We start from the raw sequence: 25,097 nt of genomic DNA on the forward strand, positions 1-25,097 counted from the left end.
CGGCCCGGCTCCCCCCTCGTCAGGCGAAGGACGGAGCCGGGCCGGGCACGACCTACCGGCTCAGCTTCTGGAACCGCCGCACCGCCAGCGGCAGGAAGATCGCCGTCAGGATCACCGGCCACACCCCGGCCATCAGCAACGCGTGCTGCTCCACCCAGGAGTCGCCACCGCCCACCGGCGTGCCGAACAGTTCGCGGGTCGCAGCGGCCGTGGAGGAGATCGGGTTCCAGGCGGCCACCCAGCCCAGCCAGTCGGGCATGAGCTGCGGGGCGACGAAGATGCTGGAGATCATCGTCAGCGGGAAGGCCACCGCGAACAGACCGCCCGCCGCCTCCGGGTTGGGAACCAGCAGACCAAGCCAGACGCCGAGCCAGATCAGTGCGAACCGCAGCCACAGCAGCAGCCCGAACGCGGCGAGGAAGCCCCAGCCGCCGTCCGGACGCCAGCCCATGGCCAGCGCGGTGAGCATCAGGATGGCCAACTCGGCGCAGGCGACGATCAGATCGGTCACCCCGCGTCCGGCCACCACCGCGGAGGACGCCATCGGCATGGAGCGGAAGCGGTCGATGACGCCCTTGGTGGAGTCGTACACCACGACGGTCGCGGTGTTGATGAAGCCGAAGGCCATGGTCATCACGAACATGCCCGGCATCAGGAAGTCCTGGTAGTCGCCGCCCCCTGGCACCTTCATCGCGCTGCCGAAGACATAGCCGTACAGGAGGACGGAAAGGATCGGGAAGCCCAACTGCCAGGCGATGTTGACCGGCTGGCGCTGGTAGTGGGTCAGGCCCCGGCGGACGATGTTCCAGCAGTCCGCGAGCGCCCAGTACACCCGGCCGCGGCCGGCCGGTCCGGTCAGGTCGAGCGCGCTCATGCCGCCGCCTCCTTCTCCGTGCGATGTCCGGTCAGGCGCAGGAACACGTCGTCGAGGCTGGGCCGGCGCAGACCGATGTCCTCGACCCGTACGCCCTCGTCCTGCAGCGTGCGGGCGACGTCCGTGAGGGCGGCCACCCGGTCGGTCACGGCGGCGTGCACCCGCAACTCGGTCTCGTCCGCCTCGGGTTCGCCGTCGGCGACCCGGGCGATGACCTTTGCCACGCGCGGGATCTCGGAGCGTTCGGCGACCACCACCTCGATCCGGTCGCCACCGACCCGGTTCTTCAGGGCGTCCGGGGTGTCGTCGGCGATGGCCCGACCCTGGTCGATGACGGTGATCCGGGAGGCCAGCCGGTCGGCCTCCTCCAGATACTGCGTGGTCAGCAGCACGGTCGTGCCGTCCGCCACCAACGCCCGTACGGAGTCCCACACTTCCCCGCGGCTGCGCGGGTCGAGCCCCGTCGTCGGCTCGTCCAGGAATAGCACAGCCGGGGCGAGGATCATCGACGCGGCCAGGTCCAGCCGGCGCCGCATGCCGCCGCTGTAGTCGCCGACGCCCCTGTCGGCGGCGTCGGTGAGGTCGAACTGCTCCAGCAACTCGGCGGCCCGCAGCCGGGCCCGCCGGCCGCCCAGGTGGAACAGCCGCCCGAACATCTCCAGGTTCTGCCGCCCGGTGAGCACCTCGTCCACCGCCGCGTACTGCCCGGTCAGTCCGATCCGCGCCCGCACCTCGCGCGGCCGGCGGGCCACGTCGAGCCCGGCCACGGCCGCCCGTCCGCGGTCCGCCCTGATCAGCGTCGACAGGACGCGGACGGCGGTGGTCTTGCCCGCGCCGTTCGGGCCCAGCAGTCCATGCACGGTGCCCGCGCGGACGGCGAGATCGAAACCGTCCAGGGCGCGCTTCTCGCCGTACCGCTTCTCCAGGCCCTCCGCCCGTACGGCGTGACCGTCGTCGTTCATGGGGTCCCCCTTCCATTAACTGGGTACACCGTACCCGATGGCGCGTACGGTGTACCCAGTTTTCGGACGCGGATCTAGACTGCCCGTATGAGCAGCGGTGGCGGCGGTACGGAGACCAGTGGCAGCGGCGACATCGCGCGCACCCTCGACCTGCTCTGGGGCACGGGGCAGATGCCCAGCCGGGGGCCGAAGCCGGGCCTCACCCTCGACCGCATCGTGGAGACCGCCGTCGAGGTCGCCGACCGCGACGGGATCGGCGCGCTGTCGATGCGCCGGATCGCGGCGGAGCTCGGCACCGGCGCCATGTCCCTGTACCGCTACGTCCCCGGCAAGGCGGAGCTGCTCGACCTGATGCTGGACCGGGTGCAGCGCGTCTCGGCGGACGCGGCGGAGCTCGGCGACGGCGGCTGGCGCTCGGCCCTGGAGGCCCTCGGCCGGGCGACCCTCGCCCTGTACCGGCGGCACCCCTGGCTGCTGGAGGTCAACCAGTCCCGGCCGATCCTCGGCCCGAACGCCCTGGACGGCCTGGAGAAGATGCTCGGCCGGATCAAGCCGATGGGCCTGACCGACCCGGAACTGCTGTCGGCGATCATCATGATCGACGGATACGTCGTCGGAGCCGCGCGGACCCAGCTGTACCAGGAGGAGGCGGAGCGCAGCTCGGGGCTGACGGACGCCCAGTTCTGGGAGGCCCAGCGGCCGGCGCTGGAGAAGGCCATGCTCAGCGGGCGCTACCCCGTCCTGGCCGGCCTCTCCGAGGACACCTTCGGCCCCGACTTCGACCACTTCGAGTTCGGCCTGCAGCGCATCCTGGACGGCCTGGAGGTGTTCGTCGCCCGTCGCACGGCGGGCGACGAGGACCGAGCAGGCACAGGGCGCACGGCGGGCGACGCGGACTGAGCGGCGCTCATGCCCGCCGGAACAGCCTCCGCAGCGCGAAGAGCACGACCAGGACCGCCACCACGGCCACCGCGCCGACCTTGAGGGTGCCGTCCGTGCCGCCGTCACCGTCCGAGGAGGCCGAACTCCCGCCGGGCGCCGAGCTGTCGGACCCGGTGCCCCCCGGCGCGTCCTTCGCCACCACCGCGCTGTTCACGCCCTCGCTGCCGAGCATGATCTTGCTTCCGTCGGGCGAGTACGACACGGACTCCCCCTGCCCGAGCGGCACGCCGACCCGCTCCAGGCGCTTGAGCCTCCCGCCGTTCCAGTCGTAGGCGAGACCCCCGAAGTAGCCGCGAACGACCAGGGTCTTGCCGTCCGGGGAGAAGGCGGCGTCGGTGGCCCACAGGTCCACGGGCGCGGTCGGCTCGAAGACGTTCGCGCCGGACGGGGAGAGCTCGGCCGGTCCCTCGTACAGGTGCCCGCCGTCCTCCTGCTTGTCGATGATGTAGACGCGCCCGGTCTTCGGGTGCACCACCATCGACTCGGCGTCGCGGGTGCCGTCGGAGTACTTCACGACGTACTGGGTGGCCCGGACCGTCTGGTCCTTCAGGACCTTCGGCTCGGTCAGCCGGTAGATCCACACATAGGGCCACTCCACACCGTCGTTGTCGCCGATGTCGCCGACGTACAGCTGGTTGTCGGGGCCCATGGAGATCGCCTCCACGTCCCGCGGGGTGCCCACGCCGGTCATCGTGATCCGGGCGACCGTCCTGCCGGTGGCGCTGTCGACGGCGTACAGGTAGGCGCCGGTGTCCTGGTCGTTGTGCGTCCAGTAGACGCCCTTGTGCTGCCGGGAGGCGGCCAGGCCGCTGGACTCGGTGATCCGCGGGTCCTTGATCGTGAAGTCCTCGTTCCCCTTCCCGTCGGCGGCGGACGCGGGCAGCGTCAGCGCACCGGTGAGCAGGACCCCGGCGAGTACGGCGAGCGGTCGGCGCATGCCCCAAGCCTGCCATCCCGCCCGGGGGTTCGGAGCCGGGGCCCTCGCGGCGCCGCCCCGGGCGGGGCGCCGCGTGGCGGGCTTCACACCCCACCGGCCCCTCGCGCCCCCGGAGATCGTCCATCATGAGCGGATGCTCAGGTTCATGCCCGTCGGCGACTCCATGACCATCGGCAGCGCCGGCGAACACACATGGCGCTACCGCATGTGGCAGCACCTGCGGGACACCTACGGCGGCCCCTTCGCCCTCGTCGGCCCGCGCGAGACGCTGTACGACAAGGCCACGGAGGCCCCGAGCTCGTACGAGTACGCCGACCCCGACTTCCCCCGCGCGCACCTCGCCGGCTGGGGCGAGGGCTGGCAGCACATGGCCCCGCTGATCGGCGACGCGGTCCGCGCGCACCGGGCCGACGTGCTCCTCGTCTCGCTGGGCCTGATCGACCTGGGCTTCTACACGAACGCCGAGCAGACGGCCGAGAACGTACGGGCCTTCGTCGCCGAGGCACGGACGGCCGGCCCGCACGTGCGCATCGTCGTGCTGCCGGTGATCCCCAACGTCCGGGCCACGAACGACGCCCCCTTCGCCGCGCAGGTCACCCGCTTCAACGAACTCCTGGCGAAGGCGGTCGCCGACCTGGACCAGCCCGGCTCCCCCCTGCTGCTGGCGTCGCCGCCGCCGTCGTACGACATCGACCTGGACACGTACGACGGCACCCACCCGAACGCGAGGGGCGAACACAAGATCGCCGCCGCCTTCGCGGACGCGATGCACCAGGCGTGGGATCTGGGCGGGCCGTACGACAGCCCTCTCTGACCGGCACGGTCGTCGACCTCGTCCCGACGGCGGACGGCTTCCTCCGCGACCGACCGTGTGGCGTGCCCTTGCCTGGAGCGCACTCGAAGTCGTTAGCGTGCCCTGCATGAAGTACACGCAGCTCGGACGCACGGGACTCAAGGTCAGCCGACTGGTCCTCGGCACGATGAACTTCGGACCGCAGACCGACGAGGCCGACAGCCACGCGATCATGGACGCGGCGCTGGACGCCGGCATCAACTTCTTCGACACTGCCAACGTGTACGGCTGGGGCGAGAACAAGGGCCGCACCGAGACGATCATCGGCAACTGGTTCGCCAAGGGCGGCGACCGGCGCGACAAGGTCGTCCTCGCCACCAAGGTGTACGGCAACATGGGCGCCGACGGCGAGGCGTGGCCCAACCACGACAAGCTCTCCGCGCTGAACATCCGGCGCGCGGTCGACGCCAGCCTGAAGCGGCTGCAGACCGACCACATCGACGTCTACCAGTTCCACCACATCGACCGGGACACCCCGTTCGAGGAGATCTGGCAGGCCGTCGACGTGCTGGTGCAGCAGGGCAAGATCCTCTACGTCGGGTCCTCCAACTTCCCCGGCTACAAGATCGCCCAGGCCAACGAGACCGCCGCCCGGCGCTGCGGCACCATCGGCCTGGTCAGCGAGCAGTGCCTCTACAACCTCTATGAGCGCCGCGCCGAGATGGAGGTCATCCCCGCCGCGCAGGAGTACGGCCTCGGGGTCATCCCCTGGTCGCCGCTGCACGGGGGGCTGCTGGGCGGGGTGCTGAAGAAGCAGGCCGAGGGCGGGCGCCGCGCGTCCGGGCGGGCGGCGGACACCCTCGCCGACCCGGCGGCACGCGCCCGTCTGCAGGCCTACGAGGACCTGCTCGACAAGCACGGCCTGGAGCCCGGCGAGGTCGCCCTGGCCTGGCTGCTGACCCGGCCCGGCGTCACGGGCCCGATCGTCGGCCCCCGCACGGCCGGTCAGCTGGAGTCGGCGCTGCGGGCCGTGGAGCTGGAGCTGGGCGAGGAGCTGCTGGACGCGCTGGACGAGGTGTTCCCGGGTCCGGGGCCGACGCCGGAGGCGTTCGCCTGGTAGGCGCCCGAGGGGCGGCGTGCGGGCGTCACCGTCCGAGCGCCGCCGCCAGGGCCACGAGGACGAACATCAGCACGAGCGCACCGGCCATGATCCGGTTACGGGTTTTCGGGTCCACGCCACGAGGTTAACCGGCGGCGCCGAACGGCCGGCGGGCGACCACCTCGTAGCGGGGCTGCTCGCCCGGCACGCCGGAGGTGGGCAGGTGGCTGCGGACGAGCGCCAGCTCCGCCACCGTCCAGGTGCGGCTGGCGAAGTCCGCGAGGGCCGTCACATACGGCCGGGTGTCCACGGCGGTACGGCTGCGGGCCAGCGTCAGATGGGCCTTGTACCGGCGGTGCTCCCCCATCGGCACGCCCGCCTTCGCGGCCGCCGCCTCGCAGCGCCCGGCCAGCACGCCCAGTTCGGGCACATCGCCCCGCACGCCCGTCCACAGGGCCCGTCCGTGCCCGAACTGGCCCCCTCCGTGCAGCGCCAGCCGGAAGGGGGCGGTCCGGTGGGCGGCGCGCTCCAGTCGGCCGGACAGGCCGGCGAGCAGGTCGTCGTCGACCTCGCCGAAGAAGGCGAGGGTGAGGTGCCAGCCGGACCGGGCGGTCCAGCGCAGCCGGTCGGCGCCGGGCAGGCTCCGCAGGGCGGCGACCTCGGTGTGGAGTTCCCGTACCACGTCGTCGGGCGGCAGCACGGCGGCGAAGAGTCTCATGGGGGAAGTCTCGCCGCCGTGCCCGTGTCCGTCCCGGGAACTCAGGCGGCCGTGGCGAGCTGCTCCCGCTCGCGGGGCACGAACCGCACCTTCGGGTGGCCGTGGCACCAGCCGACCGCGAGGCGCAGTCCGCCGAGGCGGGCCAGCACCAGGGCGACGGCGACGGCCGCGGCGGCGGTCACGGCGCCGCCCGAGGCGAGGCCGGCCCGGACGCCGTACGCGTCCGTGACCCAGCCGGCGATCGGCGCGCCGACGGGGGCGCCGCCCATGAAGACCATCATGTAGAGGGCCATCACGCGGCCGCGCATGCTCGGGTCGGTGCCCATCTGGATGCTGCTGTTGGCGGTGACGTTGACCGTCATGCCGAACATGCCGATGGGCACCATGAGCACGGCGAACAGCCACAGGGAGGGGGCGACGGCCGCCACGATCTCCATCGTGCCGAAGGCCACCGCCCCGGCGATCAGCACCCGCATCCGGGCGGTGCCGCGCCGGGCGGCGAGCAGCGCCCCGGCGAGGGAGCCGACGGCCATCAGGGTGTTGAAGAGGCTGTAGGAGCCGGCGCCCGCGTGGAAGACGTCGTCGGCGAAGGCCGACAGGAAGACCGGGAAGTTGAAGCCGAAGGTGCTGACGAAACCGGCGAGGACGATGGTCCAGATCAGGTCCGGACGGCCGGCGACGTAGTGCAGGCCCTCGCGCAGCTGTCCCTTGCGGCGCGGCGCCCGTTCGACGGCGTGCAGCTCGCGGGCCCGCATCAGGAGCAGGCCGGTGATGGGCGCGACGAAGGACAGGCCGTTGGCGAGGAAGGCCCAGCCGGTGCCGACACCGGTGATCATCAGGCCGGCCACGGCGGGTCCGACGAGCCGGGCGGACTGGAAGTTCGCGGAGTTGAGGCTGACGGCGTTCTGGAGCTGGCCGGGGCCGACCATCTCGGAGACGAACGACTGCCGGGCCGGGTTGTCGAGGACGGTCGCGAGGCCGACGGCGAGGGCGGCCAGGTAGACGTGCCAGACCTGGACGTGTCCGGTGAGGGTGAGGGCGGCCAGCGCGATGCCGGTGAGGGCCATCGCGGACTGGGTGGCGATCAGCGTGGGGCGCTTGGGCAGCCGGTCGACGAGGACGCCGCCGTACAGTCCGAGCAGCAGCATGGGCAGGAACTGCAGGGCCGTGGTGATGCCGACGGCGGTGGCGGAGCCGGTGAGGCTGAGCACCAGCCAGTCCTGGGCGATGCGCTGCATCCAGGTCCCGGTGTTGGAGACGACCTGGCCGAGGAAGAACAGCCGGTAGTTCCGGATCCTGAGCGAGCTGAACATCGAGGAGCGGTGCTCGGGGGTGGGCGGGGAGTCGTGGGTGGTCGGTGCGGGGGCGGAGTCTGCTCCGGGTCCCGAACTCAAAAGTGGTCGCCTCCTCGGTGGCTGCTTACAGGTGTGCGAGCTTCTCCAGCACGGGGGCTGCGGCGCGCAGGGTCGCCCACTCCTCCTCGTCGAGGCCCTCGACGAGGGTGGCCAGGAAGGCGTTCCGCTTGGTGCGGCTCTCGGCGAGCATCGTCTCGGCCTGTTCGGTCTTCGAGACGACCTTCTGGCGCCGGTCCTCCGGGTGCGGCTCCAGCCGGACCAGGCCCTTGGCCTCCAGCAGGGCGACGATGCGGGTCATCGACGGCGGCTGGACGTGCTCCTTGCGGGCCAGCTCACCGGGGGTGGCGCTGCCGTAGAGGGAGAGGGTGCCGAGCACCGACATCTCGGTGGGGCTCAGCGACTCGTCGACCCGCTGGTGCTTGAGCCGGCGGGAGAGGCGCATGACCGCGGAGCGCAGGGAGTTCACGGCGGCAGCGTCGTCGCCGTGGGTGAGGTCCGACATGTCATTAGCGTAACTCATTACTCTGGCTAAATACCACTGGGGATGCCCCGCGCCACCCGTGACTCCCGCCACGTCACCCCACGATCACTCATATGGGTGATCCAGCAGCGGAACGTGACACACCGCACCGGAAAGTGCCGCGACCCTCATGTACATGGGGACCAGCGTGCTCAGCCTGCGGATGGACCACGAGCTGCTCGACCGGCTGCGCCGGCATGCCGCCAAAAGAGGAATGAGCGTCCAGGACTATGTCGTCCGGACGCTCATCCGCGATGACTTCGACGAGCGGTTCCAGTCCGCCGTCGAGGAGACCGAGAGGTTCTACGGCGTCACGTGAGACCCAGCGCCGGCATCAGGTAGTAGAAGCCGAAGACCGCCGCCACCACGTACATCGCGACCGGGACCTCCCGGCCGCGGCCGGCGGCCAGACGCAGGACCACGAAGGTGATGAAGCCCATGCCGATGCCGTTGGTGATCGAGTAGGTGAACGGCATCATCACCATCGTCACGAAGGCCGGGATCGCGATCGTGTAGTCCGCCCAGTCGATCTCCTTGACGGAGTTCGCGAGGATCAGGAAGCCCACCGCGAGCAGGGCCGGGGTGGCCGCCTGGGACGGCACCATCGTGGCGATCGGCGTCAGGAACAGCGCCACTCCGAACAGACCACCGGTGACGACGTTGGCCAGGCCCGTCCGGGCGCCCTCGCCGACACCGGCCGTGGACTCCACGAACGCCGTCGTGGCCGAGGAGGAGCTGGCGCCGCCCGCGGCGACGGCGAGGCCGTCGACGAACAGCACCTTGTTGATGCCCGGCATCTGGCCGCGGGCGTCGGTCAGCTTCGCCTCGTCGCTGACGCCCATGATCGTGCCCATGGCGTCGAAGAAGCAGGACAGCAGGACGGTGAAGACGAAGAGGACACCGGTCAGCACACCGACCTTGCCGAATCCGCCGAACAGGCTGAACTCGCCGATCAGGCCGAAGTCGGGGCTGGCGACGGGATTGCCGGGCCACTTCGGGGTGGTGAGACCCCAGGACGGCACCTTCGCGACGGCCTCGATGACGACGGCGACCACGGTCATCGCGACGATCGAGATGAGGATCGCGCCGGGGACCTTGCGGACGATGAGCGCGAGGGTGAGCAGCGCGCCGAGGACGAAGACCAGCACGGGCCAGCCGTCGAGGTGCCCGCCGGTACCGAGCTGGAGCGGGACCGTGGTCTGGGCGACGTCCGGGATGCGGGTGACGAAGCCGGAGTCGACCAGGCCGATCAGCATGATGAACAGGCCGATACCGATGGCGATGGCCTTGCGCAGGCCGAACGGCACGGCGTTCATGACGCGCTCGCGCAGGCCGGTGGCGACGAGCAGCATGACCACGAAGCCGGCCAGGACCACCATGCCCATCGCGTCGGGCCAGGACATGCGCGGGGCGAGCTGGAGGGCGACGACGGAGTTCACGCCGAGGCCGGCGGCGAGCGCGATCGGCACATTGCCGATGACGCCCATCAGCAGGGTGCTGAAGGCGGCGGTGACGGCGGTCGCGGTGACCAGCTGGCCGTTGTCCAGGTGATGCCCGTACATGTCCTTCGCGCTGCCCAGGATGATCGGGTTCAGCACGATGATGTACGCCATCGCGAAGAAGGTGGCGAGACCGCCGCGGATCTCGCGGGGCACGGAGCTACCGCGTTCGGAGATCTTGAAGAAACGGTCGATTGCGCCGTAGGCGGGCCCGGCTCCCGGCTGTTCAGGGGTGGGGGCCTTGGCAGGAGCCGAGGTGGACATGTTTTTGGTGTTTCCTACGAAGAGAAGTGGTCAGACTCAGACAGTTTCAGTATGAACATATAAGGGCCGGAAGAGCCATCTCCGCGCGTAGACCTGATCACCTCGTAAGCTGTGTCGCATGGCGAAGTGGACCCCCAAGCACGAGGCGCCGGAGCCCCTGGAGGGCCCCGTGGTCGCGACCATCACCAGCGGCACCATCATCTGGTTCGTCCTCTTCGTCGCGCAGCTGCCGTTCTACGGCTGGTTCGACGACCACGGGCACACCTGGTGGGTGTGGACCTGCCTTGCCGGCGCCGGGCTCGGCCTCATCGGCATCTGGTACGTCCGCAGGCGCGACGCGGCCCTCAAGCGGGCGGCGGCGCACCAGGAGACCTCCGGCGCGCGCACCGAGCAGCCGGCGGCCCCCTCCGCCGAATAGCGGCCGTACACCCCTGGTACGAGGCCGCTCCTCCCCCGGTCGGAACTTCCGCGCACTCGGCGGGTGAACTCCCGCACGCGCACGTACCGTCGAATGCATGACGCATGCCGACGCGGGCACCGATGTGGACCACCCCGTGCACAGCGCCTCCGTCACCGTCGCGCCGACCGGACTCACCGCGGCCCAGGTGGCCGAACGGGTGGCGCGGGGGGACGTCAACGACGTACCGGTGCGCAGCAGCCGGTCGATGGCCGAGATCGTCCGCGCCAACGTCTTCACCCGCTTCAACGCGATCATCGGCGTGCTCTGGCTGATCATGCTGTTCGTCGCGCCGATCCAGGACAGCCTGTTCGGGTTCGTCATCCTCGCCAACACCGGCATCGGGATCATCCAGGAGTGGCGGGCCAAGAAGACCCTTGACTCGCTCGCGGTGATCGGCGAGGCACGGCCCACGGTGCGCCGCGACGGGGTGGCCGTCGAGATCGCCACCTCCGAGATCGTCCTCGACGACCTGGTGGAGATCGGGCCCGGGGACAAGGTCGTCGTGGACGGGGTGTGCGTCGAGGCCGACGGTCTGGAGATCGACGAGTCCCTGCTCACCGGCGAGGCCGACCCGGTGGTCAAACGGCCCGGCGACCCGGTCCTGTCCGGCAGCTTCGCGGTCGCCGGCGGCGGTGCCTACCAGGCCACCAAGGTCGGGCGTGAGGCCTACGCCGCCCAGCTCGCCGAGGAGGCGTCCCGGTTCACGCTCGTCCACTCCGAGCTGCGGTCGGGCATCTCGACCATCCTCAAGTACGTGACCTGGATGATGGTCCCGGCCGCCATCGGCCTGATCATCACCCAGCTGTTCGTCAAGGGGAGCGACCTCGACGACTCGATCGCCCGGACCGTCGGCGGCATCGTGCCGATGGTCCCGGAGGGGCTGGTGCTGCTGACCTCCGTCGCCTTCGCCATCGGCGTCATCCGGCTGGGCCGCAGGCAGTGCCTGGTGCAGGAGCTGCCCGCCATCGAGGGCCTGGCCCGCGTCGACACGGTCTGCCTCGACAAGACCGGCACCCTCACCGAGGGTGGCATGGACGTCACCGCGCTGCGCACGCTGGACGGCTTCGAGGAGCCCTACGTCCGCACGGTCCTCGGCGCCCTCGGCGCGTCCGACCCCCGCCCCAACGCCTCGCTCCAGGCGGTCATCGCCGCCTTCCCCGAACCGGAGGACTGGCGCTGCACCGCCGTCCTGCCCTTCTCCTCCGCGCGCAAGTACAGCGGCGCCACCTTCAGCGAGGGCGACGGGCAGACCGGGACGTGGCTGCTGGGCGCGCCCGACGTGCTGCTCCCCGACGGCCACCCCGTGCTCCGCGAGGCCGACCGGCTGAACGAGCAGGGCCTGCGGGTGCTGCTGCTCGCCCGCGCCCGTCGCGAGCTCGACGACCCCGAGGTCGCCCGGGACGCCGAACCGGCCGCCCTCGTCGTCCTGGAGCAGCGGCTGCGGCCCGACGCCGCCGACACGCTGCGCTACTTCGCCGAGCAGAACGTCCGGACCAAGGTGATCTCCGGGGACAACGCGGTCTCGGTGGGCGCGGTCGCGTCCAAGCTCGGGCTGGCCGGGAAGGCCGTCGACGCACGCCGGCTGCCCCGGGACCGGGACGAGATGGCGGCCGCCATCGAGGACGCCACCGTCTTCGGGCGGGTCACCCCGCAGCAGAAGCGGGACATGGTGGGGGCGCTCCAGTCGCGCGGGCACACCGTCGCGATGACCGGCGACGGCGTGAACGACGTGCTCGCGCTGAAGGACGCCGACATCGGGGTGGCCATGGGCTCGGGGTCGGAGGCGACCCGGGCCGTCGCGCAGATCGTGCTGCTGGACAACAGCTTCGCGTCGCTGCCGTCGGTGGTGGCCGAGGGGCGGCGGGTGATCGGCAACATCACCCGGGTGGCGACCCTGTTCCTGGTCAAGACGGTCTACTCGGTGCTGCTGGCGCTGATGGTGGTGCTCTGGCAGGTGGAGTACCCCTTCCTGCCGCGCCATCTGACCCTGCTGTCCACGCTCACCATCGGGGTCCCCGCCTTCTTCCTGGCGCTCGCGCCGAACCGGGAGCGGGCGCAGCCCCACTTCGTGCGGCGGGTCATGCGCTACGCGATCCCGGGCGGCGTGGTGGCGGGGGTGGCGACGTTCGCGACGTATCTGATCGCCCGCCACCACTACTCGGGGGCGGACAGCCTGCCCGCGGAGACCAGCGCGGCCACCCTGACGCTGTTCCTGGTCTCGATCTGGGTGCTGGCGATCATCGCCCGCCCGTACACCTGGTGGCGGATCGCGCTGGTGGCCGCGATGGGCTTCGCGTTCCTGCTGGTGCTGGTCGTACCCCTGCTCCAGGAGTTCTTCGCGCTGCGGCTGGTCGGGATGACACTGCCGTGGGTCGCGGTCGGCATCGCGGCGGTGGCGGCGGCCGCCCTGGAATTCCTGTGGAAGTGGGTCGACCGCCGGGTCCCGTGCTGAGTCGCGGGTGTATGTCTAGCGCACGTCGACGAAGTCGCCCGCGGCGGTGGCCGCCGGGGTCGTCGAGGTGCCCGCGAAGGTGTAGCGGAAGTAGCCGTCCACGGAGGCGGTGACGGTGGCCTTCAGCTCACCCGTCGCGCTGGTGGTGACGGTCTTCACCGTGGTGTAGGTGCTGCTGTCCTTCTTGCGGAACTGCAGCTTCACCGGCTGGCCGGTGTAGCCGTGGTACTTGTTGTCCTCCCAGTTGGCGCGGGAGAGCTTGCCGGTGACCGTGATGGTCTTGCCCTTCGTCACCGGCTCCGGCGAGGCGTTCACCGTCAGCTTGGAGTAGCGCTGCAGGAGGGTGGTGCCCAGGCCGCCCTGGCTCTGGTAGCCGACCTTGGTGATGTCGAAGAGCTCGGCGTCCGGGTCCTCGCCGTTGAAGGCGGTGGCCTCCGCCGACGCCTTCCAGCTGCCGGCGTCGGAGTTGATCAGCTCGCTCGCGGCCGGGTAGACGTCGATGGTGCCCGTGCAGGTGGCCGTCGTCGCGGAGGTGGCCGTGCAGGTGGCGGGCTTGTTGCCGTAGAGCCGGTTCTCCGGGGCGGTGAAGGAGCCCTTGTAGAGGATCGGGTCGGTGAGGAAGTCGTCGGCCTTGATGTCGACGTCCGCGCCGTGGGTGAGCGTGTAGCTGACGGCCGTGGAGACGTGGTTGGTGGTGCCCACCTGGACCGTCTTGGCGATCTTGAAGTCGGAGAAGGAGACGTTCAGGGCGTACGGCCTGCCGTCGGCGGCCGCGGCACGGCCGGTGGTGGCGACGGCGGCCCGGCGGACCTTCGCCACGTCCGCGCGGTCCACGGAGGAGCCGTCGGCCTGGGCGGCCGGGACGGCGAGGGCGGAGAGGGCCAGGGCGCCGGAGACGGCGGCCACGGTGGCTCTGATGCGCATGCGTTCCCCTGGTACGGAAAGGGGCCCCGCTGGTCGCGACGGGGCCCGGGTGATCGGGGCCTGTTGACCCATGTGATCAGATACGCGCCCGCCGGTGCCGGTTGTCTCACCGGCGGGGGAATTCAGTGACCTTCGTCACCAACCCCCGGACGGCTTCCGGGGGTTGGTGCTCGGCGGCTAGCGCACGTCGACGAAGTCACCCGCGGCGCTGACCGCCGGGGTCGTCGAGGTGCCCGCGAAGGAGTAGCGGAAGTAGCCGTCGACGGTGGCCGTGACCGTGGTCTTCAGCTCACCCGTCGAGTTCGACTTGATGGTCTTCAGCGTGGTGTAGGTGCTGCTGTCCTTCTTGCGGAACTGCAGCTTCACCGACTGGTTGGTGTAGCCGTGGTACTTGCCGTCGTCCCAGTTGGCGCGGGACAGCTTGCCGGTGACCGTGATGGTCTTGCCCTTCGTCACCGGCTCCGGCGAGGCGTTGACCGTCAGCTTCGAGTAGCGCTGCAGGCTCGTGGACGCCAGGTCGCCCTGCATGGTGAAGCCGACCTGGTCCCAGTCGATGTCGTCCGACATCGGGTCCTGGTCGTTGAAGTCGTAGGCGTAGCCGCCGGCCTTCCACGACGTGGCGTCGGCGTTGGTCAGCTCGTAGCCCGGGTAGATGTCGAGGGTGCCCTTGCAGGTGGCGGTCGTCGACGTGGTCGGCGTGCACACCGGCCAGTCGTCGCCGAGCAGCACGTTCGTCGCGTCGGCGTAGGACGAGCCGCGGTAGATCTCGACGTCCAGGAAGACCTCCGGGGCGTTGACGTCGAGCTCCGCGGCGTGCGTGACCTTGTACGTCACCGGGACGGTCACCGTGTTGGTGGTGCCCACGACGATCGGCTTGCCGTTGTTGACCTTCACGCTGGAGAAGGTGAGGTCCAGGGCGTAGGGCTCGCCCGTGTCCTGCGCGGCGAAGGTGCTGCGGTCGGAGTTGCCGGCTGCCTGCCGTGCCGCCTGCACGGCCTCACGGATCGCGTCCTTGCCGTGCGAAGGACCGCCGTCGGCCTGCGCGGCCGGGACGGCGAGGGCGGAGAGGGCCAGGGCGCCGGAGACGGCGGCCACAGTGGCTCGAATGCGCATGCGCTCCCCTGGTGGGAAGAGGGCCCGGCCGCGGCCGTCCTCACGGAAGGAGGACGGCCGCGAGCCGGCCCAGGTGATCGTGGAGCCTGTTGACTCGCGTGATCAGATCGTCGGCGGATGCGAATGGTTGTACGGGTGGTGAGGATTTTGTGATCGCGTGACCTTGCGCGTCCGTCCGTCAGTCGAACCAGCGGTCCCGCGCGAGCTCCGCGGTCCGTGACGGATCCTCCAGCAGCGCCGCCACCTCGAAGCGGCGCGGCCACTGCCCGGCCGCCCAGGCGAGCCCGGCGGCCACGCCCTCCAAGGTCGCCGCGTGCAGGACGCCGTCGTCGGTCAGCCGCCAGTCGATCTCCACGCCGTCCACGACGAGTTCCTCGTGCTCGACGTACGACGCCGGGGTCCGTGCCCCGAGCAGCACGCGCACCGCCTCCGGCACCTCGTGCTCGGTGCCCTCGGAGTCCACGCCGCCGGTGACGGACTCGCTCAGCCGCCGCACCTGGAACAGCTCCGCGAGCTCCGCCGCCCGGGCCGGCCGCACCGGCAGCAGCGGCACGCCCGCGGTGAACGGCAGCAGGTCGGGCGAGTCGACGACCACCGCGTCGGCCGCGTCGACCACCTCGACCCGCCCGTCCACGACGGCCCGCAGGTCGTCCGGCAGGGTCACCTGCTCCGGGTCCAGCTCGGCCAGCGCCCCGTACAGGGCGTGCAGTTGGGCCCCGGTGACGGTCCGCTCCGGATCGGCGAGGCGGTCCAGGAGCTCGGCGGCGCCGCCCGGCTCGTCCAGCAGCGCGGCGACCGAGGTGCGCACGCCCAGGGCCCGCAGCACCTGCTCGTCGTCGAAGCCGGTCGCGTCGGCCTCCTCGTACAGGCCGCGCAGCAGCGGGTCGCCGCCGGCGGCCAGCAGGCCCGCGGGACGGCGGCCGTCCAGCACCGGGTGCCCGCGCAACCACCAGGCGGTGTAGGGCCGTACGACCTCGTGGGTGCCGTCGGGGAGCAGGACGCGCACCGGCTGGGTGAGGGCGTCCCTCAGCGGCGGCCGGGCGAGCAGGGCCAGGGCCTGCGGCCATTTGTCGTCGTCGACCAGCTCCAGATCGCGTACGGCGACGAGTTCGGTGGCGACCGGCGGCACCGGGGTGTCCGGGAACCGGTCCAGGACGTCCTCGCACCACACGTCGACCGCGTCCAGCAGTCCCGCGTCGTCGGGCTCGGCGAAGTCGCCGTCCCGGGGCTCCAGTTCGTCCGGGTCGAGGACGACGTCGGTGGCGCGCACCAGGGCGAACCCGGCGAGCACGCCGCAGGCCGCGAGCGGCTGCTCGCCCCAGCGCTCGGCCAGCTCCGCGTCCACGAAGGGCAGTTCGCCCTCCCGCATGACCTCGGCGAAGGCGCTGCCGGGCATGACCAGTTCGCCGGCCGCCGCGAGCTCCCCGTCCTCGTCGGGCAGCGCGAGCGCCCCCAGCCACGGCTCGTCGCCGGGCTCCAGGCCGGCGTCGCGGACGAGGGCGAGCACGGTGTCGGCGAGTTCCTCGGCGTCGGGCGCGTCCTCCTCCCAGTTCGGCGCGCCGCCCTCATCGAGGGAGGCGGCGACGGCGGCCCGCACCTGAGGTGTGGTCAGGACCGCGCGAGGGGTGGCCGCGAGGGCGCCGAGCTTCTCCAGCAGCGGGTGCGCGGCGTCCGGGTGGGCGACCTTGAGGCCGAGGCGGGCGAGGACGTCCGGGGCGACGGAGGTGCCGCCGGGGGTGGGGAGCAGGACCTGCCGGGGGCCGATGGTCGTGCGTCCGTCGGCCAGGGGTACGGGCAGCCCGGACAGCCGGTCCGGGTCGACCCCGGCGAGGCTGTCGTAGAGGCGGTGCCACCAGCCGGGCTCCTTCTCCAGCCCGGCGAGGCGGTCCACGGCGTCGGTGAGCGGCACCCGGGCGACTCCCAGGGTGCGCAGCTCCACCCTCCGCTCCAGCCCGGCGGGCAGCAGGGTGGGCAGCACCTCGGCCAGCACCCGTACGGTGTCGGCGCCGGCGCCCTCGGCGACCTCGGCGTCCCGGGGGCGCAGCGATTCGGGCAGCTCGGAGTCCGGCTCGTGCGGGCGCAGGGCGGGCGGCAGGAAGGAGGTCCGCGGCAGCCGCTCCAGGATGGCCTGGCGCAGGGCTCCGTCCAGTTCGCCCTGGCCGAGCGGGCCGGGTACGAGCGCGATGACGCCCTCGTCCACCGGGCGCCAGCCGGCGAGCAGTTCGGCGTAGGCGTCGGCCGCGCGCTCCACGAGGAAGTCGGTGAGCGGGCCGGGGGCGGCGTGCCGGCGGGTGGTGTCGAGCGGGAACGAGGCGATGAGCAGGGCGGGCACGCCGAGCGGTTCGTCGCTGGGGGTGGGGGCGTGCACGACCGGCGCGGTGCGGGGGCGGGCGGGGCTGCCGTCGGCGGTGTCCACGGGGACGGCCCAGGTCAGCGACCAGTGCGGCCGCAGCCGTTCCTCGACGGGACGGTCGGCGAGCAGGCCGGGGGTGAGCGGGCCGTGGGCGGTGGCGGTGCGCCAGCGGGTGATGCCCGACGCGGAGTCCTCCACGACGGTGAAGGGGCCCTCGGTGCGGCGGCGCAGCGTGCGCGGCGGGGCGTCGCCGATCTCCACCACGACCTCCTCCAGGCCGGGCAGGGCGAGCAGCAGCGCGTCGTCGACGGCGCCGAGCAGCCGCTCCGCCAGGTCGGCGGCGGCGGTGTCGCGCAGCGGAAGGATGACGACGGTGTCGTACGGGTCGGGGGCGGTGCCCTCGGCGGCGAACGGCAGCCGCAGCAGCGGCACATGGCCATCCCGGCGCCGGATCTCGTCGCCCAGTCCCGGGCTGTGGCGGGCGGTGTCCTGGGCCAGCTCGCGGGCCTCGGCGAGCGACCAGCGCACCCCGCCGTGGCGTCCGACGACGGCGGGCTCGTCGGTGACGGCGAGGACGGCGGCGAAGCCGACGCCGAACCGTCCGACGGCCTCGCTGTCCCGTTTCGCGGAGGCCCGCAGCGTGGACAGCGACTCGACACCGGCCGCGTCCAGGGGTGCGCCGGTGTTGGCGGCGACGAGCACGCCCTCGCGCAGGGTGAGCCGCAGACGTCCGGTCACCCCGGCCCGGCCGGCGGCGTCGGCGGCGTTCTGCGCGAGCTCGACGACCAGCCGGTCCCGGTACCCGCCGAGGACGAGGTCCTCCTCGGCGTTGGCGTCCTCCCGGAAACGGGCGGGGCTGGTGGCCCACGCGTCCAGCACTCCACGCCGCAGACGCGCCGTACCGAACGGGTCGGCGCCCTCGGCCGCGGGCCGCACGAACTTGCTCACGTTGACACTCCTCATCGCCGTCGCGACGAAGGTACCGCTCATGGACGGCCGATGCGCGGGGCGTCCGACCAGGCCCCCTGAGGAGGGGGATTCCCGCGGGCGGCGCCCGTCAGGAGTGGCCGAGTTCCGCCGAGTCCTCGTCCGCCGTGGCCGGGACCGAGCCCGAGTCCGGGGACGGGCGCAGCGGGAAGGGGTCGACGCGGGTCTCGTCGACGACCGGCTGGGCCGGGCGGGGCGGCTTGGGCATGACGGCCGCCTCCGAGTGCCCGCCGCAACCGTAGGTCAGGGAGACCACATGGCCGTCGGCCGGGGAGAACTCGTTCGCGCAGATGCCGAAGGCCTGGCCGAGGGAGCCGCCGATCGGGATGAGGAAGGCGCAGGTGGCACAGGTGGCGGGGGCCGCCTGTGCCATGGGCGTCTTCGCGCCGAACGACTCCTCCCAGCGGTCGGCGGCGATGTGCAGGCCGTAGCGGGACAGGACGCGGGCGCGGCGCAGGCCCAGTTCGTCCGCGATGGCGGCGATGGAGCCGCGGGAAGGGGCCGTCGGCAGGTTCGCCGGGGTGCCGCCGGTGACTTCGGCGTCCTCCGCCTCGACCAGCTCGGCCATCTCGTCGGAGACGGGCGCGTTGGGCCCGGGCTCGTCCACGCCGGTGTAGCCGGGCTCCAGGCGCAGGTCGTCGGCGTCGGTGGGCAGCAGGTCGCCGGGGCCCATGTCGCCGGGGCGCAGCCGCTCGCTCCACGGGACCCACTCGGGGGCCAGCAGGGCGTCGGGACCGGGCAGCAGGACGACCTCGTCGAGCGTGACGACCTTGGCGCGCGAGGCGCGGGCCACCGTCACCGCCCAGCGCCAGCCGCGGTACGCGAGCTCCTTGCACTCGAAGAAGTGCGTGACCACGCGGTCGCCCTCGGACACCACGCCCGCGTGCTCCCCGACGACACCGGGTGCGGCGGCCTCCTCCGCGGCGCTCCGGGCGAGGTCGACGGCCTCGGCGCACAGACGATCGGGGGTGCGGCTTCGCGTGGTCGCTGCGCTCACAGGTATCGCTTCTCTCCTACGCCGTCTTACGGGTGCGGGTGCCTCAAGGCGGCGGAGCGGACGGAGCGGACCTGTGGGCCGCGTCGACGTCCGCGTCCGAATCGCGCTCGGGCGCACCTACGTCATCCATTGTGCGGGATGGCTGAGATACGCACGCTACCTGTTCGCGGGCGCTGGGCCTACACCGACGGTGCTTCTCGGCGCTCCGCGATGCGCGCCGAGCGGCGGCCCGCGGCCTCCATACGCGCCGTAACGGCACTAGCCACCCCCGATACGGGGCACTATTGCGTGGTGGCGACCGCGAGGCAGCCCGACGGAGCCACCGGTGTCGGTGGGCCCGAGGGCGGCCGCAACCAACGTGGCGGATCGGGCCGGAGGCGCGGCTCCCTCCGCGCCATCGGCCGTGCCCTGCACTTCCCGTTCACCGGCCCGGCGCGCGGCATCCGCAAGGCCACGCACGCGCACGGGGCGGGCGAGTCGGGCCTCGGCAAGCTGATCGAGCTGCACGGGGTGAACGGCGCGGGCGACGTCATGATCACCGTCGCGCTCGCCTCCACCGTGTTCTTCTCCGTCCCCACCGACGAGGCCCGCGGCCGGGTCGCGCTCTACCTGGGCATCACCATGGCGCCGTTCACGCTCCTGGCCCCCGTGATCGGCCCGCTCCTCGACCGCCTCCCGCACGGCCGGCGCGCCGCCATGGCGGGCGCGATGCTGGCCCGCGCGCTGCTCGCCCTGGTCCTGTCCAGTGCCGTGGTCAGCGGCGACCTGCAGCTGTATCCGGCCGCGCTCGGGGTGCTGGTCGCCTCGAAGGCGTACGGGGTGGTCAGAAGCGCGGTCGTGCCCCGACTGCTGCCTCCGGGGTTCTCGCTGGTGAAGGCCAATTCGCGGGTCACCCTGGGCGGGCTGCTGGCCACCGGGGTGGCCGCGCCGATCGGCGCGGGCCTGCAGGCGATCGGACCGCGCTGGCCGCTGTACGGCGCCTTCGTGATCTTCATCGCCGGTACGGTCCTGTCGTTCACGCTGCCCCCGAAGGTCGACTCGGCCAAGGGCGAGGACCGGGCGCTGCTCGCCGCCGACGAGCAGCATCTGCACGGCCCGCACCGGCAGCCCGTCAAGCGCCCGAACCTGCGCACGGTCGGCATCGCGGTCACCCACGCCCTGGGCGCCAACGCCGCCCTGCGCTGTCTGTCCGGGTTCCTGATCTTCTTCCTGGCGTTCCTGCTGCGGGAGCACCCGATGTCCGGGCAGAGCGCCGCCGTGTCCCTCGGCATAGTCGCGGTTTCGGCCGGCACCGGCAACGCGCTGGGCACGGCGGTCGGCGCCTGGCTCAGATCCCGGGCGCCGGAGATCATCATCGTGACCGTCGTGGGCCTGGTGATGGCCGTGGCGCTCACGGCGGCGGCCCTGTTCGGGGCGGTCATGGTGGCCTGCCTCGCGGCGGTCGCCGGGTTCGCGCAGGCGCTGGCCAAGCTGTCCCTGGACGCGCTGATCCAGCGGGACGTCCCGGAGTCGGTGCGCACGTCGGCGTTCGCCCGCTCCGAGACCCTGCTGCAGGTGTCGTGGGTGCTCGGCGGAGCCGTCGGCATCGTGCTGCCGCTGCGCGGCTCGCTCGGGCTGCTGGTCGGCGCCGCCATCGTCGCCACCGGCTGGCTGACCACCGTCAAGGGCCTGCTCGGCTCGGCCCGGCACAGCGGGTACGTCCGGGCGCGGGTCGAATGAGGGCACCCGGGCGACCGGCCGTGCCGCGCCCGAGACACGGCACGCCGCCCCCGCATGGAGAGCGCACGACACACGCCCGATAGCCTTCGCCCATGACCACGCTGCAATCCGTTGTGCGACGCCGCCGCGCGCTCGCCGCCGCCGGCGCCGTTTCCGCCGGACTGCTCGTCCTGTCGGCCTGCGACAAGCCGACGCCGATCGCCACGGTGACCGTCGGCACCTCCTCCGTCCACGCGGAGGCCACCTGCGGTGGCGAGAGCGGTGAGACCGTGAAGACCTCGGACCTCGCCAAGTGCCTGAAGGGCAAGGGCATCAAGTCCATCAAGGTGGACCCGGACGAGACCGTGCGCTTCGGTGTCGACCCGGAGATCGCCGACGAGGGCTGGACCATCCTCATGAACGGCCAGCCGCTCACCGACTCCAGCACCAAGACCTACCGGACCGTCCCGGGCAGCGTGTTCTTCAACGCCCAGTACGGCGCCAGCGGCAACTCGACGCTCGTCTCCATCAAGGAGGGCGAGCGGGGAGTCACCGGCCTGTGGTCCTTCAAGCTGAAGAAGGACAGCTGATCACGTCCGCTCTACGGATCCTCGTGGCCACCGCGGTCCCCACCGAGCGGGACGCGGTGTCCCGGGTGCTCGACCTGCCGGACGCGGAGGTGATCGCCGCCGGTGTCGGCCCGGCCCTCGCCGCCGCCTCCACCGCCACGGCCCTGACCACCGCGGCCCTGAGCGGCCGCCCCTTCGGGCTGGTCGTCTCGGCGGGCATCGCCGGCGGCTTCGCGCCGTACGCGCCCGTCGGCTCCCTCGTCGTCGCCGACGAGATCACGGCCGCCGACCTCGGCGCGGAGACCCCCGACGGCTTCCTGCCGGTCACGGAGCTGGGCTTCGGCACCGTCACCCACCGCCCGCCCGAGGCGCTCGTGCGCGAGGTGGCGTCCGCGACGGGCGCCCGCCCCGGCGTCGTCCTGACCGTCTCGACCGTCACCGGCACCGCCGCACGCGCCGCCCGTCTGCGCGAACGCCACCCCACCGCCCTCGCCGAGGCCATGGAGGGCTTCGGGGTCGCCGAGGCCGCGGCCGCGCACGGCACCCCGGTGCTGGAGCTGCGCGCCGTCTCCAACCCCGTCGGCCCGCGCGACCGCGCCGCCTGGCGGATCGGGGACGCGCTGGCCGCGCTCGCCGAGGGCTTCGGGAAGATCACCCCCGTCCTCCGGAGTTGGAACCCACATGACCGCTGACCCGTTGCAGATCGCGTACTCCCCCTGCCCGAACGACACGTTCGTCTTCGACGCCCTCGCCCATGGCCGCGTCCCCGGCGCCCCCGCCCTGGACGTCACGTTCGCGGACATCGACGTCACCAACGGCATGGCCGAGCGCGGCGAGTTCGACGTGCTGAAGGTGTCGTACGCCGTGCTGCCGTACGTCCTCGGCGACTACGCGCTGCTGCCCTGCGGCGGCGCACTGGGCCGGGGCTGCGGGCCGCTGGTGCTGACCCGCGAGGCCGGCACCGATCTGGCCGGGCGCACGGTCGCCGTGCCGAGCGAGCGGTCGACGGCGTATCTGCTGTTCCGGCTGTGGGCCGCCGACACGGTGCCCGGCGGCGTCGGGGAGATCGTGGTGATGCCGTTCCACGAGATCATGCCCGCCGTCCGCGACGGCAAGGTCGACGCGGGTCTCGTCATCCACGAGGCGCGCTTCACATACCGGAACTACGGGCTGCACAAGCTCGCCGACATGGGCGAGCACTGGGAGGACACCACGGGGCTGCCGATCCCGCTGGGCGCGATCATCGCCAAGCGGTCGCTGGGCGCCGGGCGGCTGACCGGGCTGGCGGACGCGATCCGCGCCTCGGTGCGGGCCGCCTGGGACGACCCGGAGATGTCCCGGCCCTACGTCATGGAACACGCGCAGGAAATGGACCCGGCGGTCGCGGACCAGCACATCGGTCTGTACGTCAACGAGTTCACGGCCGATCTCGGGGAGCACGGGTACGCGGCCGTCCGCGGACTGCTGACCCGCGCGGCGGCCGAGGGGCTCCTTCCGCCCCTCGACCCGCACGCACTGGATTTCCCCTAGAAATCCCGGAAATCCCCCCGGCCGTGCCGTCTACACGTCGAGCTGGTCGGCGACGGCCCGGAGCAGGCCCGCGATCTTCTTGCCGGAGTTCTTCTCGGGGTAACGGCCCCTTTCCAGCATGGGCGTGATGTTCTCCAGCAGGGTCGTCAGGTCCTGGACGATGGAGGCCAGTTCGTCCGGCTTCTTGCGCTGGGCCGCCGCGACGGACGGCGTCGGGTCGAGCAGGACGACCGACAGCGCCTGGTCGCCGCGCTGACCGGCGACGACGCCGAATTCCACCCGCTGGCCCGGCTTGAGCGCGTCGACTCCGGCGGGGAGGACCGAGGAGTGGACGAAGACGTCACCGCCGTCGTCGCGGGAGAGGAAGCCGAAGCCCTTCTCGCTGTTGAACCACTTGACCTTGCCAGTCGGCAAAGCACACGCTCCCTCGGTCGCTCCCGGACTGGCCGGACACCCTTGATCTGCCGTTGCGACAGCCTACCGGGGGTCTCTCCAGCCGAACACGCCTTAAAACGAGACTGAGCCCCTACCGGTGAAGGCAGGGGCTCAAGGGGGCGCAGGGAGCGTGAGGGGCTGCCCGACGTGCCGGTAGAGCGTGGCGCGGGAGACTCCGAGAGCCTCGGCGACAGTCAGGTGGTTTCCGGCGAGAGTGCCGGTGAGGACGCGAGCGCGATTCCACGCGCGTGCAATTCCTCAGCGATCGTCAGTCTTCGGTGAGTCAAGGCTGACCACCATTCCCCTCTCGCTTTCGTCCGCCCTCTTGTCCCCTGCCCGGACCTTTACACGCCATGGGCGCGGAGGAATTCCCTACGGTCTTCCCGGCCGTCGGACTCCCGGACTTCCCCGTGCGGAGGCAGGCGAGGTGGCGCAGACCCGCGGCGGGTCGACCTCGACCCGCCGGTACCCGGGCTGACGGTCCCGGGGCCGGTGACCGGACGTCGCCGGGTCGTTCCCTCGCGCAGGGAACTACCCTGGTCCGGTGCGTGACAAGACCCGAACGAATTCCGCAGCGCCCGGAGACCGGCTGATCCGGGCCGGCGCGATCGTCTTCTTCGTCGGCGCCGTGGCCACGCTGGTCACGGTGGCCCCGTTCCTGCTCGGTACGACGCCCTTTCCGACCTTCATGTTCGGTCTGAGCATGCTCATGGGCGTCGGATTCGTCGTCGCCGGCGCCGGGGTGCTCCGGTCGATCGCGGCCGGACGGCGTCAGGCCCGTCAGGCCGCGCGGTAGCCGGCCAGCCAGTCCGGGAATCCGGTCAGGTCCGCGAGGACGACGTCCGCGCCCAGCTCGGCGAGCTGGACCGCGTCGAACGGCCCGGTGGCCACGGTGACCGACAGCGCGCCCGCCGCGCGGGCCGCCCGGATGTCGCCCTGGTGGTCGCCGACGTAGACGCCCGCCCCGTGTTCGCGCAGGGCGACGGCCTTCCGCTCGGCCCACAGGTCGCCGACGACCGCGTCGGGTTCGATACCGAGGTGCTCCAGGTGCAGCTTGGCGTTCGGTTCGTGCTTGGCGGTGACGACGATCGCGCGCCCGCCCGCCTCCCGTACGGCGGCTATCGCCTCGCGGGCGCCCGGCAGCGCGGCCGTGGCGGTGACGGCGAACGCCGGGTACATCGCCCGGTACTCCTCGGCGACGGCCGCGACCCGCTCGGCCGGGAACCAGTTCGCCAGCTCCTCCTCCAGCGGCGGCCCGAGCCGGGTCACCGCGAGGTCGGCGTCGATGTACGTCCCGGTCCGCTCGGTCAGCGCCCGGTAGCAGGCGTGGATCCCGGGACGGGAGTCGATGAGGGTCATGTCGAGGTCGAAGCCGACGGTGAGTGCCATATGCGCCATTGTGCCCAGCCACCGCGCACGGCCGTCCCACGGGCCCGGGCGGGCACCGCCCAGGGGGTGTCCTGCCGGTCAGGCCGGACCGCCGGGCGCCCCGCGTGATCGGCGGGAGACATCGCCCAGGGTCTTTCGTTTGGATCAGCCCGGCTGTGGCCGACGGGACATGGTGACGTGCCCGAGCGGGGTCTGGTGCGTGCGGCTGCAAGGCGGAGGAGGGAGTC

Annotated in this window: 24 protein-coding genes; 11 read left to right on the forward strand and 13 right to left on the reverse strand. The window is 72.2% G+C overall.

The window, feature by feature from the left end:
* Positions 1-52 precede the first annotated feature (52 nt).
* Both ABZ899_RS06335 and ABZ899_RS06340 read right to left on the reverse strand, forming a co-directional pair.
* Entirely contained in the window at positions 53-874 is an 822-nt protein-coding gene (locus tag ABZ899_RS06335; protein WP_235072040.1) for an ABC transporter permease, read from the reverse strand.
* The gene (locus ABZ899_RS06340) at positions 871-1,836 is read right to left on the reverse strand and encodes an ATP-binding cassette domain-containing protein (RefSeq protein WP_361341468.1); all 966 of its coding nucleotides are present in this window, start codon (positions 1,834-1,836) and stop codon (positions 871-873) included. Before ABZ899_RS06340 ends, ABZ899_RS06335 begins: the two co-directional genes overlap by 4 nt.
* Positions 1,837-1,923: 87 nt before the next feature.
* Between ABZ899_RS06340 and ABZ899_RS06345 the strand changes: the two genes are divergently transcribed.
* Positions 1,924-2,736, forward strand: coding sequence for a TetR/AcrR family transcriptional regulator (locus ABZ899_RS06345; protein WP_108707457.1), 813 nt, complete (start codon positions 1,924-1,926; stop codon positions 2,734-2,736).
* 7 nt (positions 2,737-2,743) lie between these two features.
* Here ABZ899_RS06345 and ABZ899_RS06350 read toward each other — a convergent pair whose 3' ends face one another.
* Positions 2,744-3,715 carry a WD40 repeat domain-containing protein gene (locus ABZ899_RS06350; protein WP_361341472.1) on the reverse strand — a complete coding sequence of 324 codons (972 nt, stop codon included), beginning with the start codon at positions 3,713-3,715 and terminating at the stop codon, positions 2,744-2,746.
* A gap of 133 nt (positions 3,716-3,848) precedes the next feature.
* Here ABZ899_RS06350 and ABZ899_RS06355 point away from each other — a divergent pair, with 133 nt between their 5' ends.
* Positions 3,849-4,529, forward strand: a complete 681-nt coding sequence (locus ABZ899_RS06355) for an SGNH/GDSL hydrolase family protein (RefSeq protein ID WP_361341475.1) — start codon at positions 3,849-3,851, stop codon at positions 4,527-4,529.
* A gap of 106 nt (positions 4,530-4,635) precedes the next feature.
* Entirely contained in the window at positions 4,636-5,628 is a 993-nt protein-coding gene (locus ABZ899_RS06360) for an aldo/keto reductase (RefSeq protein WP_361341477.1), read from the forward strand.
* Between the two features lie 124 nt (positions 5,629-5,752).
* Here ABZ899_RS06360 and thpR read toward each other — a convergent pair whose 3' ends face one another.
* From thpR to ABZ899_RS06375, 3 genes are read right to left on the reverse strand one after another with little or no spacing between them, the layout of a single operon-like run.
* Positions 5,753-6,325 (reverse strand): RNA 2',3'-cyclic phosphodiesterase, encoded by a 573-nt coding sequence (gene thpR / locus ABZ899_RS06365; protein WP_361341480.1) that lies wholly within the window; start codon positions 6,323-6,325, stop codon positions 5,753-5,755.
* A 41-nt stretch (positions 6,326-6,366) separates the two neighbouring features.
* Positions 6,367-7,719: an MFS transporter gene (locus ABZ899_RS06370; protein ID WP_361341481.1), complete on the reverse strand. Its 1,353-nt coding sequence runs from the start codon at positions 7,717-7,719 to the stop codon at positions 6,367-6,369.
* 25 nt (positions 7,720-7,744) lie between these two features.
* Positions 7,745-8,182 (reverse strand): MarR family transcriptional regulator, encoded by a 438-nt coding sequence (locus ABZ899_RS06375; protein WP_361341483.1) that lies wholly within the window; start codon positions 8,180-8,182, stop codon positions 7,745-7,747.
* A gap of 148 nt (positions 8,183-8,330) precedes the next feature.
* Here ABZ899_RS06375 and ABZ899_RS06380 point away from each other — a divergent pair, with 148 nt between their 5' ends.
* Entirely contained in the window at positions 8,331-8,519 is a 189-nt protein-coding gene (locus ABZ899_RS06380) for a ribbon-helix-helix protein, CopG family (RefSeq protein ID WP_361341486.1), read from the forward strand.
* Here the strand turns inward: ABZ899_RS06380 and ABZ899_RS06385 are convergent.
* A complete protein-coding gene (locus tag ABZ899_RS06385; protein WP_361341488.1) occupies positions 8,512-9,963 on the reverse strand; it encodes an NCS2 family permease in 1,452 nt (483 codons plus the stop codon). The genes ABZ899_RS06380 and ABZ899_RS06385 overlap by 8 nt on opposite strands.
* Positions 9,964-10,081: 118 nt before the next feature.
* On the opposite strand from ABZ899_RS06385, the gene ABZ899_RS06390 reads away from it, so the two are divergent.
* Both ABZ899_RS06390 and ABZ899_RS06395 read left to right on the forward strand, forming a co-directional pair.
* Complete coding sequence (locus ABZ899_RS06390; RefSeq protein WP_361341491.1) at positions 10,082-10,381, forward strand: DUF2530 domain-containing protein; 300 nt, start codon at positions 10,082-10,084, stop codon at positions 10,379-10,381.
* Positions 10,382-10,478: 97 nt separating this feature from the next.
* Positions 10,479-12,875 (forward strand): HAD-IC family P-type ATPase, encoded by a 2,397-nt coding sequence (locus ABZ899_RS06395; protein ID WP_361341493.1) that lies wholly within the window; start codon positions 10,479-10,481, stop codon positions 12,873-12,875.
* A 15-nt stretch (positions 12,876-12,890) separates the two neighbouring features.
* Here the strand turns inward: ABZ899_RS06395 and ABZ899_RS06400 are convergent, their stop codons facing one another.
* The 4 genes from ABZ899_RS06400 to ABZ899_RS06415 form a co-directional block, all read right to left on the reverse strand.
* Positions 12,891-13,799 carry a hypothetical protein gene (locus ABZ899_RS06400; protein ID WP_361341495.1) on the reverse strand — a complete coding sequence of 303 codons (909 nt, stop codon included), beginning with the start codon at positions 13,797-13,799 and terminating at the stop codon, positions 12,891-12,893.
* Positions 13,800-13,976: 177 nt separating this feature from the next.
* Positions 13,977-14,912, reverse strand: a complete 936-nt coding sequence (locus ABZ899_RS06405) for a hypothetical protein (RefSeq protein ID WP_361341498.1) — start codon at positions 14,910-14,912, stop codon at positions 13,977-13,979.
* Between the two features lie 178 nt (positions 14,913-15,090).
* A complete protein-coding gene (locus tag ABZ899_RS06410) occupies positions 15,091-18,213 on the reverse strand; it encodes a molecular chaperone Hsp90 (protein ID WP_361341501.1) in 3,123 nt (1,040 codons plus the stop codon).
* Positions 18,214-18,322: 109 nt separating this feature from the next.
* The gene (locus ABZ899_RS06415) at positions 18,323-19,249 is read right to left on the reverse strand and encodes a DUF3027 domain-containing protein (protein ID WP_361341504.1); all 927 of its coding nucleotides are present in this window, start codon (positions 19,247-19,249) and stop codon (positions 18,323-18,325) included.
* A 291-nt stretch (positions 19,250-19,540) separates the two neighbouring features.
* Here ABZ899_RS06415 and ABZ899_RS06420 point away from each other — a divergent pair, with 291 nt between their 5' ends.
* The 4 genes from ABZ899_RS06420 to ABZ899_RS06435 all read left to right on the forward strand — a co-directional run bounded on the left by ABZ899_RS06420 (position 19,541) and on the right by ABZ899_RS06435 (position 23,046).
* The gene (locus tag ABZ899_RS06420; protein ID WP_361341507.1) at positions 19,541-20,968 is read left to right on the forward strand and encodes an MFS transporter; all 1,428 of its coding nucleotides are present in this window, start codon (positions 19,541-19,543) and stop codon (positions 20,966-20,968) included.
* Positions 20,969-21,060: 92 nt separating this feature from the next.
* Positions 21,061-21,537 carry a DUF2771 domain-containing protein gene (locus ABZ899_RS06425; protein WP_361341510.1) on the forward strand — a complete coding sequence of 159 codons (477 nt, stop codon included), beginning with the start codon at positions 21,061-21,063 and terminating at the stop codon, positions 21,535-21,537.
* A gap of 23 nt (positions 21,538-21,560) precedes the next feature.
* On the forward strand, positions 21,561-22,208 hold the full coding sequence (locus ABZ899_RS06430) for a futalosine hydrolase (RefSeq protein ID WP_361341513.1): 648 nt from the start codon (positions 21,561-21,563) through the stop codon (positions 22,206-22,208).
* Positions 22,198-23,046: a 1,4-dihydroxy-6-naphthoate synthase gene (locus ABZ899_RS06435; RefSeq protein WP_361341516.1), complete on the forward strand. Its 849-nt coding sequence runs from the start codon at positions 22,198-22,200 to the stop codon at positions 23,044-23,046. Before ABZ899_RS06430 ends, ABZ899_RS06435 begins: the two co-directional genes overlap by 11 nt.
* 30 nt (positions 23,047-23,076) lie before the next feature.
* On the opposite strand, the gene ABZ899_RS06440 is transcribed toward ABZ899_RS06435, so the two are convergent.
* Positions 23,077-23,460 (reverse strand): cold-shock protein, encoded by a 384-nt coding sequence (locus ABZ899_RS06440; RefSeq protein ID WP_361341519.1) that lies wholly within the window; start codon positions 23,458-23,460, stop codon positions 23,077-23,079.
* A 565-nt stretch (positions 23,461-24,025) separates the two neighbouring features.
* On the opposite strand from ABZ899_RS06440, the gene ABZ899_RS06445 reads away from it, so the two are divergent.
* Positions 24,026-24,277 carry a hypothetical protein gene (locus ABZ899_RS06445; RefSeq protein WP_361341522.1) on the forward strand — a complete coding sequence of 84 codons (252 nt, stop codon included), beginning with the start codon at positions 24,026-24,028 and terminating at the stop codon, positions 24,275-24,277.
* Here ABZ899_RS06445 and ABZ899_RS06450 read toward each other — a convergent pair.
* The gene (locus ABZ899_RS06450; protein ID WP_361341525.1) at positions 24,262-24,870 is read right to left on the reverse strand and encodes an HAD family hydrolase; all 609 of its coding nucleotides are present in this window, start codon (positions 24,868-24,870) and stop codon (positions 24,262-24,264) included. The genes ABZ899_RS06445 and ABZ899_RS06450 overlap by 16 nt on opposite strands.
* Positions 24,871-25,097 lie beyond the last annotated feature (227 nt).

Source organism: Streptomyces sp. NPDC046859 (assembly GCF_040645135.1).
In the GTDB taxonomy this organism is placed as follows: domain Bacteria; phylum Actinomycetota; class Actinomycetes; order Streptomycetales; family Streptomycetaceae; genus Streptomyces.